The organism is Streptomyces tamarix, assembly GCF_032423885.1.
Lineage (GTDB): Bacteria > Actinomycetota > Actinomycetes > Streptomycetales > Streptomycetaceae > Streptomyces > Streptomyces tamarix.
Genome location: NZ_JAWCTQ010000034.1, coordinates 1 through 13396 on the forward strand (window position 1 = coordinate 1; position 13396 = coordinate 13396).

Consider the following 13396-nt stretch of genomic DNA (forward strand, 5'->3'; position numbering starts at 1 on the left):
GCCGTCTGACCGAGGGGACAGGCGCGAGCCGAACACTGTGAGGGCCCTACCGGCACGTGCCGGTAGGGCCCTCACTGCGTGCCGTGCCGCTCGGAGCAGCCCTGGGTCAACGGGTCAGTGGTCGGAGTAGCTGAAGCCACCCACGGTCCAGGCGCTGACGTCCTCGATCGCGACGCGGTACATCCCGCCCGTCTCCGGGATCCCCACCGTGCCCTGCAGGATCCGGGCGACATGAAAGTGCAGACGCGTGGGTGGCCCGTCCTTCGCGGGGGTGTCGAAGACAGCGGAGAGCTCGCCCAGGTCGGCGGAGTCCGTCAGCACCTCCGCCACCCTCTGCCTCCACATGGCTTCGGGAGCCAGGCGACCGGTGATGACAGCACCAGCGGTGACCACGGTCAGGGACATCTGATTGCTCTGCCCGGACTCCACGAGGGCGGCGATGTCAACGATCAGCTCGTCAGGCTCCGGCATGAGATCGGATTCTGTGCACCGGCCCGTCCGGGCGGCTTCGACGGTGGCACTACCGGGCAGGACAGGCGCATACGGTCTTCCCGTCGGAGGACGACGGTGGCGCGCGGGCCAGGGAGCTCTCGGTGCCGCAGTACCGATCTGGGGTGCGCAGGTGCCCCAGATGTGGCGCAGGGCGTTGGTGACGGGCTCGGACACGATCAGGACTGCGGTGCCCTCGGCTGCCCGGGTAATGGTCGGCTGCCCCAGGTCTTCAAGGAAGGCTCGTGCGGTATGGCGTGCGCCGGCAACGGCCGCGGTGGAGGGGAACGAGTGGCGTTGATCGCCGTCGCGCCCATCAGGGTCACCCTGGTCTCCGGATCGTCCATGCCCGACCCTCGCCCACCCGGTCCCTGGGCTCCGCCCGCCCCCGGCGCCGGGCCGTCGGCGGCGTCACGGGAAGCCCGGCGGGCGGCTCCGGGTCTCACCCGAGTGCCGGACCTGCGCTGCGGACGGTCCCGGGCATGCGCAGACCGGCCCAGGGGGACCTCATCGCCAGGCGCACCAAATCTGTTCTCGCTGGAGTAGACATTCATTGCTCGCCTGCTTACAGTTTCTCTTGTAGCCGAGATCGAGAAGGGCCCGGCAGACACGAACTGCCGGGCAGCAGTGCCCGCGTGACGGTGCGGTGGTGGAGTTTCGAAGCCAGGTTGTTGCATGACGGCGACGGGACTGACGACCGGACCGGGTGGCCCGCAGTGGTGAGGGGCCGCCGTGAGCAGGACCGCAGTCGACGCGGTTGCGGTACCAGCAGTGCTGTATTGAGTGGTGCCCTCGGTGAAGGTGTCGGGCTGCGGACGCGCGTGCCGGGGAGTGGCGCTGTGTCAGGCCACCAGCGGTTCGCAGTACAAGCAGTATGCGTTCCGCGTTTGTAAGTGATTAGTTGAGAGGGAAGAACGGAGGAGTCGAGCGCCATCAGGATCGCCCGGGCGGAAGACTGAGCCCGGGTACCGCAGGACATCGATAGGCAGGTGGTCTCCGGTCACGCATCCGCGATCCCCGCACCCCCGTCGTATCGGGCGGCTGTGCGGAAACAGAAGGCCGGCGCAGCACTAGGGCCGGCAGATGGTGTTGCAGTTCCTTCGGGGCCTTGGTGCCGTACGGCACCAAGGCCCCTCCGCGCGTTCCACAGAGAGGTGAGATGACAGCAGACGAGTCGCTAGGCCGTCTCGACGACGACGATTACCCCGCCTACACGATAGGCCGGGCCGCCGAGCTGCTCGGCACCACCCCGGGCTTCCTTCGAGCCATCGGCGAAGCACGACTGATCACACCACTGCGCTCCGAGGGCGGACACCGCCGCTACTCCCGCTACCAACTGCGTATCGCGGCCCGCGCGCGTGAGCTCGTCGACCAGGGCACCCCGATCGAGGCCGCATGCCGGATCATCATCCTCGAAGACCAACTCGAAGAAGCCCAGCGCATCAACGCCGAATATCGCCGCATCGGCGGATCGTCCAGTCTATCGGCCGCGGTCTGAGGTGAGCGTGCCCGCCGGTATCGGCGGGCCCTCGCACCCGCGTATGGCCGGGCTGTGGCGCGCAGGGACGGTCCTCGTGGCCGAACGGTTCCACCGGCATTTCGGCCTCCGGCCCCGGTCACCGCGCCGCTACAGGGGGTGAGGCGGCCGGCCTGCTCCACACCCGAACTTCCGGGTAGATCTCGCCCTCCTCACCACTGCCGCGAGACAATGGTCGTTTCCCTCTCCGCTCCAGGAAATCGCCCATACGGCCGCAGTTGCCGACCGGGCCGCGAGGGCGGCGACAGCACCGTGCCGCAGGAGTAAATGCGCCTGCTGCTGTGATCAGTAGGCGGCGAGGGAGATGGCGATGTAGTGCGCGGTGAAGGCCGCCACGGTCAGCGCGTGGAACACCTCGTGGTAGCCGAACCAGCGGGGTGAGGGGTCGGGGCGTTGGACGGCGTAGACCACCGCGCCAGCGCTGTACAGGAGACCGCCGGCCACTATCAGGGTGGCTATGGCCGCTCCGCCGGTGTGCAGGAAGTCGGGCAGGTAACGCACCGGTGCCCACCCCAGGGCCAGGTAGCAGGGGGTGTACAGCCAGCGGGGAGCGTTGACCCACAGGACGCGGAAGGCGATGCCGGCCAGCGCGCCCGCCCATACGATCCACAGCAGCAGGGTTCGCCGGTCCGGGGGGAGGAGGAACACGGCCAGAGGGGTGCAGGTGCCGGCGATGATCAAAAAGATGTTCGCGTGGTCGAGGCGACGCAGAACGGCCTCGCCCAGTGGCCCCCAGGTACCCAGGTGGTAGACGGCGCTCGTCCCGAACAGCAGCCAGGCGGTGACGGAGTACACGGTGGAAGCCAGGGCCGCCTGCTGGGTCCGGGCCAGGCAGATCAGGACGATGCCGGCACTCAACGAGGCGGGGACCATCGCGGCGTGGAGCCAGCCACGCAGCTTCGGCTTGATCGGCTCGACCAGGTCGGTCGCCCACTCGACCAGGTCGGCAACAGGGTGAGGCTTCTCTCCGGCACTGCCATGGTGTGAGCCGCCGGGGAGACCGGCTACGGCGTCCCCATACACAGCTTCCCGTCCCGCCTCGGACTTCTGAGCATCATCGGCAACCATCCGATCATGTTAGGAGCCTGTCCGAAACAGCCTCCCCGGAGGTCGGTATCCCACCGCCAGGCCGGCATCACCGGACGGGCCTGTTCTGTCAGCAGGAGAGCGCCGGCCTCGGCGACCTGCCACCACTGGGCCTGCGAAAACCGTGTAAGTCGACTGGCCCATGGGAACGATCAGGGCTCACGATCGGGTACCTCCGCTCGCCTACGCCAAGGACCGCCGATGCTTCCCGAGTTCCGCTCCCACACGTCCGCCCCCCTCGCGCATCAGCTGGAACTGAGATTGGGACTGCCCCCACAGCTCGAAACCGGCCGTCTCGACGTGGAGCGTGTGGCCGGCATCGCGGTCCTCGCGGCGGCTCACTCCGATGGTTACGCGGCCACCGCGCACCTTCTCGGACTGCTGGCCGCGCTCCCCGCCCCCTCCGAGGCGGGGGAACGCTTCTGGTCGGACCTGTGGAGGTCCTCGGGCACGGCCTACCTGCTGCCGACCAACATCAAGGAGCTGGTGCTGCGTTCGCTGGCCGGAGAAGGAACCGGTCTGGCCGGACAGATCCTCTCGGCCGTCGACGAGATGACACCTCCCCAGCGCGTCGCAGCCGCAGAGGTGATCGGCCAGGCACTCGCCGAGTCCGACCACCTCCCGGACCTCAAAACACAGGCCCTCGGCGAACTTTGGCTCCGGGACCTCGAACTCACCGCCTGGCGCGTCCTGCACGCGAACCACAAGCCGGCCGATCCCGCCGGACGAAACGCCTTCATCGATGCGTGGACGAGCATCTGACCCGGCCGAGTCGACACACACAACCATCCGAGAAGCCGGTGGACGAGGGCAGCACGACTCCTCCTCCGCCCACCGGTCGTCCGGCTCCCCCGCCGGTCCGTCATCGCCCTCTTGTCACGAACAGCGCGCACCCTTGGCGTCGATGCCTCCGGCGGCACCTTTTCGGCGTACTGGTAGATCACCGGGGCCTTCTCCAGGACTGGTCGGTGCGAGCCGTCGTGCGCCTCCCCTCGCGCTCGACCGTGTCGGGAGGGCGCGACCCGTTTGAGCAGGAGGCAGGCGGGAGTCCTTCGGCAGCCCGACAAGAACACGGCGCCCGTGTCGATCGGGAATTCGATGACTCCGGGACGGTCACGCGGAAGCTCGTGACGAATCCGGGCATGTTTCGCACGGTGGTGGGAGGCCACGCTCAGTTGGTCCTCGCCGAGAGGACGGGTTCGTAATGACACGACCGCGGCCCCCCGGTGTACGGGCGCCGCACTGTCCTGGCTTCTGAGCCCCGACGGGGCCAGTGCGCTGACGTGTGCACAGTGGGCCAGCGACGCCGCCTACCCTGCGGCGCAGAGGCTTCGCAGCCGCCCTCGCGGGGCTCGGCGCACGTCTTGAGCCGCGCCGACGGCACCCGGGTTCGCCTGTACACCCGAGTGGACCAGTGCCGAGGCGCACAAGGAGGCCGCGGAGGCCGGCCACCGCAACAAGGGGCACGAAATCTTCGCCGGCACCACCGGGCCCACGGCTCACCCACCGAAGGCGGTACCGCCTTTCACCACTCCCCGCTCCGGCCGCCGGCGTCATCCATCGTCCCGGCGCAGCAGATGTGGGTGCCCCGAACCGCCGCGAAGAAGAGATCGCACAGGCAATAGATCATGCCGTCCTACTCTCCGGGTACCGTGAAGGCATGAGTCATCCGCACCCCGAGCTCAAAGCCGCCCCGCCCCTGCCCAAGGGAGGGTTGCGGGTCGTCGCCCTGGGCGGCCTTGGTGAGATCGGCCGCAACATGACCGTCTTCGAGCATGCCGGCAAGCTGCTCATTGTCGACTGCGGCGTGCTGTTCCCCGAGGAGACCCAGCCTGGCGTGGACGTGATCCTGCCGGACTTCACCTCGATCCGGGGCCGGCTGGACGACATCGTGGCCGTGGTCCTCACCCACGGCCACGAGGACCACATCGGCGGCGTGCCGTATCTGCTGCGCGAGCGGTCCGACATTCCCGTCGTCGGCTCCAAGCTCACGCTGGCGTTCCTGGAGGCCAAGCTCAAGGAACACGGCATCCGGCCGCGTACGGTGCGGGTGCGGGAGGGCGACCGGCGCGGCTTCGGGCCCTTCGACTGCGAGTTCGTGGCGGTCAACCACTCCATCCCGGACAGCCTCGCGGTCGCGATCCGCACCGGCGCCGGGATGGTGCTGCACACGGGCGACTTCAAGATGGACCAATTCCCCCTCGACGACCGCATCACCGATCTGCGCGCCTTCGCCCGCCTCGGCGAGGAGGGCGTCGACCTGTTCCTCACCGACTCCACCAACGCCGAAGTACCCGGCTTCACCACCTCCGAGCGTGACCTGAACCCGGCGATCGAGCAGGTGATGCGCACCGCGCCGCGCCGGGTCATCGTCTCCAGCTTCGCCAGCCATGTGCACCGCATCCAGCAGGTGCTGGACGCCGCCCACGAGCACGGCCGCAAGGTCGCCTTCGTCGGCCGGTCCATGGTCCGCAACATGGGCATCGCCCGTGACCTGGGCTATCTGAAGGTCCCGTCCGGTCTGGTCGTGAGCACGAAGGAGCTGGAAAAGCTCCCGGACCACAAGATCACTCTGGTGTGCACCGGTTCCCAGGGCGAACCGATGGCCGCACTGTCACGCATGGCCAACCGCGACCACATGATCCGCATCGGTCAGGGCGACACCGTCCTGCTCGCCAGCTCCCTCATCCCCGGCAACGAGAACGCCATCTACCGGGTGATCAACGGACTCACCCGGTGGGGCGCCCACGTGGTCCACAAGGGCAACGCCAAGGTGCACGTCTCCGGGCACGCCAGCGCCGGCGAACTCGTGTACTGCTACAACATCGTCCAACCGCGCAACGTCATGCCCGTGCACGGCGAATGGCGCCACCTGAGGGCCAATGCCGACCTCGCCATCCGTACCGGCGTCGACCCCGACCGGGTCGTCATCGCCGAGGACGGCGTCGTCGTCGACCTCGTCGACGGGCGGGCCTCCATCACCGGCAAGGTCCCCGCCGGCAACGTCTACGTGGACGGCATGGAAGTCGGCGGCGCCACCGAAGCGTCCCTCAAGGATCGCCTCACCCTCGCGGAGGAAGGCGTGGTCACGGTGGTGGCGATCGTCGACGCGGACACCGGCGCTCTCGCCGAGGCCCCCGACTTCCTGGCCCGCGGCTTCGTCCACGACGACGCCACCTTCGAGCCGGTCATCCCCGTCATCGAGAAGACTCTGGCCACCGCGGCCGAGGAAGGCGTCGGGGACGCGCGCCAACTCGAACAACTCCTCGCCCGGGCCGTGGCGAACTGGGCGTTCCGTACCCACCGCCGCAAGCCCCTCATCATCCCCGTCATCATCGACGCCTGAGCCGCAGCCCGGCAGCCGGGGACGGACGCCCATGTGTACGAGGTGAAACTCGGTCATGGGTTCCTCATGTCCAACCTCTTCACCGGCCCGCCGAGTCGGCCTGTACGAGTTGCTGCGCGCACTGTTGCACATCGGCCGCGTCGTACGCGTCGACCACCTTGTCCCGGCCCTGCGGGCATACGACGTCATCTGGGGCGTAGGCCGGCACGCCGGTCGGTACCTCACGGACGGCGGTGATCTTCCCATCTGCCCATGACACCCCGCCCTGCGTGACGAGGTTGTCAGCCCGGCCTGCGCGGCCCGCCACCCCACCGCGAGCGCTGGTCGCCCCTGCCAGGCTCCGGCTCACGGACCTCAGCGGCGCCGTCACGCCGCTGAGGTCCCCGGTCGCGGGCGGGCCCGTCGCAAGGTCGGGCGGACCCGCCCTGGGCACATTCGGACTGCCGCAACTCCGCGCGGGATCGGCTGTCCCCGACAGCGCACGCCTGCGAGGCCCCCCTACACGGCCCTGGACCAGAGGCGGGTGGCTCTGGACGCGGTACGCAAAGCACTCGCCGGCGACCACGACTGGTTGCGCGACCTGTGAGTCAGCACGGCCTCGGTACCGATCCAGTGGACACACTGGATCGGCTCCACGAACTCGAGGCAGACGAAGGAGCCGAGCCGGACATGGTGCGGCTGACGCCGCTCATCACCCGTGAGCGGCGGGGTGCGACGAGTTCTTCCTCGTCGTCTCCGGGCCAGCGGCCGGAGCCGGCCCGGTCTCCGTACGGATCATCCGGCAGCTGCTCCAACAGCTGACCTGCCGCCCGGGCAGCGACGGGACGGCCGCGGAGATCACAAGCGCGCACGGCCTGGTGCACCGGCTGGCGGAGGAGACATATGCCGTCAGTCATGACGCTCATTTGACGCTCCAACCGCCTCACGGGCCGTGCCTGAGGCAGAAAAGCCCCGTGTGACCTGCTGGTTTTCCCTTCCTCACACCGAGTGACCTGTTTCCGATGACGCACCATGTGGAGTGCGTTGCCATCCTTGAGCCGGTGAAGAAGGACGTCTGACCTGAGGTTCTCCTGGGCCTCTCAGACGCGGCCGGGCGTGCTCGACCTGTTTGCCGGAGTGCAGCGGTTCGAGCGGACAGCGCCCCCGCGCACTTCCTGACCTGCGCATTCATGGGAGAGGAGCTCGCATCGGCGGACGCCGTCAAGGTCTCGTCCGCGGATTCTCGACGCCCGCATGACGCTCCAAGCGGGAACCTCAACCTGCCGGATCCCTCCGGCCGGGGCCGCGCGGGCCGGTCTCGTCGGCACGGGGCGGGGGCTCCGGTACGGGCGGGGTGCCGTTTCGCTTTCCCGGCGGCTGTGCGAGTCGCCGTCCCGGCCTCACGCCTCGTGAAGCTTGAAGCCGAGAGCACGGCCGTACGGGCCGCAGAACGTGGCGGGGTGGTCCGGGCCGAGCGGCCGGTATCACCCCGCCAGCTTGATACCAGGCCGGTATCATGGCTGCATGGCGATGACACTCCGACTCCCCGACGACCTTGACGCGAAGCTCACCGAGCGTGCTCGCCGGGAGGGGCGCAGCAAGCAGGAACTCGCCATCGAGGCCATTCGCGAAGCCCAGGAGCGGGCTGAGCTGAAGGTCGAGGACGTTCTCGCGGAACTCATGGACAGCGACGCAGAAATCTTGGACTACCTGAAGTGACCAGCCGAGTGCGCTACGTCCAGATCGACGAAATCCTGGCCATCGCCCGCACGGTCAACGGTACTGAGCACAGCGTGCGTGACATGGGACTTCTCGTGTCAGCCGTCGAACGGCCCCGGACCAACGTGTTCGGGGCGGAGCCGTATCCCACGCTGCACGAGAAGGCGGCGGCTCTGCTGCACTCCGTCGCCCGCAACCACGCGTTGATCGACGGCAACAAGCGCACCGCCTGGCTCGCCATGCGCGTCTTCCTGCGGTTCAACGGCGTCAGCGCCAGTACCGCCCCGCCACCCGTCTCCGTTGCCGGCCCGTTCGTCGAGGAAGTCGCACAGGACAGCATCGACGTACCGGCCATCGCCAAGCGCCTCTCGGCCTGGTTCCCCGTTTCCTGACGTTCGACGTCGTGCGGCGGGGGACGGAGAGAGGTTGAGCAAGCGGTGCTTGCTCCCGGCGGCCCGCTGGGCAGACTGATCCCGTTCTGTGGGGATTGTTCGTCCAGCGGGTTGGTTCGTATGCCTTCGCGAGACGGAGCAGCGAATCCACTCGACGCGGCAGGTGGATGCGGGGAACCCCGCCCAGGCTGCGGTTTCCAGTGGTTCGAGGTGGTGCGCGGGCCGGCGCCGCCTAGCCACGGCGCCTTCTCGATGCACGGATGACGGTCGTCCTGATTGGTCGTCAGGTGCGGGAAGGTCGTACGCGAGCGTGGGCGAGCCCGGCCGTGCGGGATCCGTGGACAACCATCGATCATGCTGAGGCCGTCACCCGGGCCGCACGTCGGGGCCCGGGGAGGCGAGCGGAGCCGACTTCAGGAGGAAGGGCGACGGTCGTGCGGTGAGACCGACCCGTCCCATGCGGCCGTTCCGGCTGTGCCACCTCGGCCGGTGGGCTGAACGCCGGGCTGCCCGGCGCGGCCGTGGCGGAGTGGGAGGAGGCGGGCGCGGACGCGGTGTTCCTCAGCACGGCGGTCGTGGGGAGGCGGTGACCCTCGGCACGGCGGTCGTGGGGAGGCGGTGACCCTCGGCACGGCGGTCGTGGGGAGGCGGTGACCGTCGGCACGGCGGTCGCGGGGAGACGGGGCGGCTGACCGTCGATCGCCTGAAGAGGAGGTCGAAATTTCTGACACTGTTCGGAAAATCGGCCCCTCGGAGATGCCGGGAACACGGTCGGCCGGATGCCGGCACTGCTCGCGAGGCTGCTCCGCTTCGGTGCCGAGTGGCAGCGTGACCAGGCCGTTTGTCGATGCCACGCGCGTCTTTCAACGCACAGACCCTACGAAACCTTTCGAGATTGATAGCGGTACATGCGAGAGGGGTTGACGCTGTTCGCCGGTTCCCTATCATTCAGGTTGCTCGACACTCCGATCGCCGTTCGGTATTCCGAACGAGCCGGAGTCGCTCCATCGCACAGCAGGGCATCCCCGGGGCGCACCCCCCGAACGCCGAGCCGCAAGGAGTTCGTGCATGGATATGTCATGTTCTCATCAAGAGTTCTCCCGTCGTCGCGCGTTGGCGGCCGGTGCCGGTCTGGCCGCGGGGGCGGTCCTTCCGTTGGCGGGTGCCTCTCGTGCCGCGGGTGTTCCTGGTCGGGGGCCTGTCCCCGCGGCGGCCGGGAGCTTCACGAACCCGGTGGTCTGGCAGGACTTCGCGGACATCGACGTGATCCGTGTCGGTGACACCTATTACGCTTCGGCCTCGACGATGCACTACTCGCCGGGCGCGCCCGTCCTGCGGTCGTACGACCTGGTGAACTGGGAGGTCGCCGGTCATTCGGTGCCGGTGCTCGACTTCGGTGCCAAGTACGACCTGAACGGCGCCCGCGGCTACGTCAGGGGAATCTGGGCGTCGTCCCTGGCCTACCGCCCCAGCAACAGGACCTTCTACTGGCTCGGCCAGATCGACTTCGCCCGCAGCTACCTCTACACCGCCACCGCGGTGGAGGGGCCGTGGACCCGGCTGGCGACGATCAGCACCCCCTACTACGACGCCGGGCTGCTCGTCGACAGCGACGACTCCCTGTACGTGGCGTACGGCAACACCACCATCAGCGTGGCCCAGCTCTCACCCGACGGTCGCAGCCAGGTCCGTACGCAGGAGGTGTTCAGGACGCCGTCCAGTGTCGGCACCCTGGAAGGTGCCCGCTTCTACAAGATCAACGGGCAGTACTACATCTTCCTCACCCGCCCCGCCAACGGCCAGTACATCTTGAAGTCCTCCAGCGGCCCCTTCGGCCCGTACACGATGCGGCAGGTCCTGCTCGACCTGCGCGGACCGATCCCCGGCGGCGGCGTCCCCCACCAAGGCGGGCTGGTGCGCACGCAGAGCGGCGCCTGGTACTACCTGGCCTTCGTCGACGCCTACCCCGGCGGTCGCGTACCGGCCCTGGCGCCGATCACCTGGACCGCGGACGGCTGGCCCGTCGTGCAACTGGTCAACGGCGCATGGGGCACCACGTACCCCACCCCGGCCGTGCCCCCTCCGCCCCGTCAGGTCACCCCGATGACCGGCGTCGACACCTTCGACGGCACGACCCTCAAACCGCGATGGGAGTGGAACCACAACCCGGACAACACCAAGTGGTCGGTCAACAACGGCCTGACCCTACGGACCGCGACCGTCACCCACGACCTGTACTGGGCCCGCAACACCCTCACCCACCGCATCCAGGGCCCCACCTCCACCGCCACAGTCCTGCTCGACCACACCGCGATGCGCGACGGCGACCGAGCCGGACTCGCACTGCTGCGGGACTCCTCCGCCTGGATCGGCCTCAAACGCGACAACGGCACCACCCGGCTCGTCATGGTCAACGGCCTGACCATGGACACCAACTGGAACACCACCCACACCGGTACCGAAGTCGCCGGCGCACCCGCCCCGAGCGGACGCGTCTGGCTCCGCGCGAACGCCGACATCCGCCCCGGCGCTCCGCGCTCCGCGACCTTCTCCTACAGCACCGACGGCACCACCTTCACCCGCCTGGGACCCGCCTTCACCCTGGGCAACGACTGGCGCTTCTTCATGGGCTACCGCTACGCCCTCTTCAACCACGCCACACAGGCACTCGGCGGCGCCGTCCGCGTCACACGGTTCGAACTGTCCACCCCCTGAAACGAGTCCGACATCGGCCGACCGCCCACCGCACCCGGCCGTACGAGGAGTTGCATGAACCCGCTCCAACGCTTCGGACGCCGCCGGTCCCCGGTGTCGGGCCCGCCGCCCGCGACCGTCCCGGTGACGCCCGGGACGGCGATCGGCCCACCCGCCGCCGTCCGAGCCCCCACCCCGGGCGGCGCCCGTGGGGTCCGAAGGCGCCGGGCGCCACCGGTCTTCCCGGAGGTCGTGAAGGACCGGGAAGTCACAAGCGGTCTGCCGCGGTGCGCACGGGCCGCTGCGCACCGCACTGCACCGTCAGTCCGGGCAACCTCCGACGAGGCCAACCGGAACCACCTACTCAAGGTTGGAAAACCCCCATGTACAGAGGAAGTTTCAGCCGCAGGCATCCGTCTGCGGTGTTCGCCGCCGCCGTCGCGGTCCTGGCCTCGTTGGCGGCGATGCTCGTCGTCACCCCGGCGCAGGCGGCCACCAGCGGCGCCTTGCGCGGTGTTGGTTCGAACCGGTGCCTCGACGTGCCGGGCGCCAGCCAGACCGACGGCACGTACCTGCAGATCTACGACTGCTGGAGCGGGACCAACCAGCAGTGGACGTTGACGGACAGCAACCAGCTGACCGTGTACGGCAACAAGTGCCTGGACGTCCCGGGCCACGCCACCACGGCCGGCACCCGGGTGCAGATCTGGGGCTGCTCCGGCGGTGCGAACCAGCAGTGGCGGGTGAACACCGACGGCACGGTCGTCGGCGTGGAGTCCGGGCTGTGCCTGGAGGTCGCGGGCGCCGGTACGGCCAACGGCACGGCGGTGCAGATCGGGACGTGCAACGGCGGCAGCAACCAGAAGTGGACCGGCCTGTCCGGGACGCCGCCGACGGACGGCCCGTGTGCCCTTCCGTCGACGTACCGGTGGTCGTCGACGGGCGTACTGGCGCAGCCGGCGAACGGGTGGGCCGCGGTGAAGGACTTCACCACCGTGACGCACAACGGCAAGCACCTGGTCTACGCGTCGAACGTGTCGGGATCGTCGTACGGCTCGATGATGTTCAGCCCCTTCACGAACTGGTCGGACATGGCGTCGGCCCGCCAGACCGGGATGAACCAGTCCGCGGTGGCGCCCACGCTGTTCTACTTCGCGCCCAAGAACATCTGGGTGCTGGCGTACCAGTGGGGCGCGTGGCCCTTCATCTACCGCACGTCGAGCGACCCCACCAACCCCAACGGCTGGTCCGCTCCGCAGCCGCTGTTCACCGGGAGCATCTCCGGCTCCGACACCGGCCCGATCGACCAGACCCTGATCGCCGACGGCCAGAACATGTACCTGTTCTTCGCCGGTGACAACGGCAAGATCTACCGGGCGAGCATGCCGATCGGGAACTTCCCGGGCAACTTCGGCTCGTCGTACACGACGATCATGAGCGACACGAAGGCCAACCTCTTCGAGGGCGTACAGGTCTACAAGGTCCAGGGCCAGAACCAGTACCTCATGATCGTCGAGGCGATGGGCGCGAACGGGCGCTACTTCCGTTCCTTCACGGCCTCCAGCCTGAACGGCACGTGGACCCCGCAGGCCGCCACCGAGAGTAACCCCTTCGCGGGAAAGGCCAACAGCGGCGCCACCTGGACCAACGACATCAGCCACGGTGACCTGGTCCGCAACAACCCCGACCAGACCATGACCATCGACCCCTGCAACCTGCAGTTCCTCTACCAGGGCAAGTCCCCCACCGCGGGCGGCCCCTACGACCAACTGCCGTGGCGGCCGGGCGTCCTCACCCTGCGGCGCTGACCTTCCTGTCGCGCGGTCACCGCGAGGTGGCGCAGTCTGCGGGCGTGTGAACGAGCGGTTCGCGGCGCGGGCGAGTCCACCCGCTGACCGACGCCCACCGCCTTGAGGAACCCCAGCCGTACGACGGCCGGGGTTCCTCCCGCTTTTGGTGCCGGTGCCGGTGCCGGTGCCGGTGCCGGTGCTGTTGTCGTTGTCGTGGCCCGGCCCGGTCTGTCTCCGAAGAGCACGAGGGGAGCCAAGGTGCTGATAAGGGGTGGATCGACCTGTACGTTGGTCGCTTCATCCGCGAATGCACCGCTCTTGCGAGCCCACAACGGTAGCCTCCGACCGGACAGGCTCGTTGCAT

General features: G+C 68.7%; 10 protein-coding genes. 7 read left to right on the forward strand and 3 right to left on the reverse strand.

Going from position 1 to position 13396, the window contains the following annotated elements; all coding sequences use genetic code 11:
- Positions 1-114: 114 nt before the first annotated feature.
- Positions 115-471, reverse strand: coding sequence for a hypothetical protein (locus RND61_RS23225; RefSeq protein ID WP_315879995.1), 357 nt, complete (start codon positions 469-471; stop codon positions 115-117).
- A 1177-nt stretch (positions 472-1648) separates the two neighbouring features.
- Between RND61_RS23225 and RND61_RS23230 the strand changes: the two genes are divergently transcribed.
- A complete protein-coding gene (locus RND61_RS23230; protein WP_315879996.1) occupies positions 1649-1987 on the forward strand; it encodes a MerR family transcriptional regulator in 339 nt (112 codons plus the stop codon).
- A 324-nt stretch (positions 1988-2311) separates the two neighbouring features.
- On the opposite strand, the gene trhA is transcribed toward RND61_RS23230, so the two are convergent.
- Positions 2312-3094, reverse strand: coding sequence for a PAQR family membrane homeostasis protein TrhA (gene trhA / locus RND61_RS23235; RefSeq protein ID WP_315879997.1), 783 nt, complete (start codon positions 3092-3094; stop codon positions 2312-2314).
- 219 nt (positions 3095-3313) lie between these two features.
- Between trhA and RND61_RS23240 the strand changes: the two genes are divergently transcribed.
- Together RND61_RS23240 and RND61_RS23245 are read left to right on the forward strand one after the other, a co-directional pair.
- Complete coding sequence (locus RND61_RS23240; RefSeq protein ID WP_315879998.1) at positions 3314-3874, forward strand: hypothetical protein; 561 nt, start codon at positions 3314-3316, stop codon at positions 3872-3874.
- 898 nt (positions 3875-4772) lie between these two features.
- Positions 4773-6458 carry a ribonuclease J gene (locus tag RND61_RS23245; RefSeq protein ID WP_315879999.1) on the forward strand — a complete coding sequence of 562 codons (1686 nt, stop codon included), beginning with the start codon at positions 4773-4775 and terminating at the stop codon, positions 6456-6458.
- A 79-nt stretch (positions 6459-6537) separates the two neighbouring features.
- Here the strand turns inward: RND61_RS23245 and RND61_RS23250 are convergent, their stop codons facing one another.
- Positions 6538-6717 carry a hypothetical protein gene (locus tag RND61_RS23250; protein WP_315880000.1) on the reverse strand — a complete coding sequence of 60 codons (180 nt, stop codon included), beginning with the start codon at positions 6715-6717 and terminating at the stop codon, positions 6538-6540.
- A 1244-nt stretch (positions 6718-7961) separates the two neighbouring features.
- On the opposite strand from RND61_RS23250, the gene RND61_RS23255 reads away from it, so the two are divergent.
- From RND61_RS23255 to RND61_RS23270, 4 genes are all read left to right on the forward strand, one after another.
- A complete protein-coding gene (locus RND61_RS23255) occupies positions 7962-8156 on the forward strand; it encodes a ribbon-helix-helix protein, CopG family (RefSeq protein WP_315880001.1) in 195 nt (64 codons plus the stop codon).
- The gene (locus RND61_RS23260; RefSeq protein ID WP_315880002.1) at positions 8153-8548 is read left to right on the forward strand and encodes a type II toxin-antitoxin system death-on-curing family toxin; all 396 of its coding nucleotides are present in this window, start codon (positions 8153-8155) and stop codon (positions 8546-8548) included. The genes RND61_RS23255 and RND61_RS23260 overlap by 4 nt, the downstream gene beginning before the upstream one ends.
- 1074 nt (positions 8549-9622) lie before the next feature.
- On the forward strand, positions 9623-11263 hold the full coding sequence (locus RND61_RS23265; RefSeq protein WP_315880050.1) for a glycoside hydrolase family 43 protein: 1641 nt from the start codon (positions 9623-9625) through the stop codon (positions 11261-11263).
- Positions 11264-11625: 362 nt separating this feature from the next.
- Complete coding sequence (locus tag RND61_RS23270) at positions 11626-13050, forward strand: non-reducing end alpha-L-arabinofuranosidase family hydrolase (protein ID WP_315880003.1); 1425 nt, start codon at positions 11626-11628, stop codon at positions 13048-13050.
- The last annotated feature ends 346 nt before the right edge of the window (positions 13051-13396 follow it).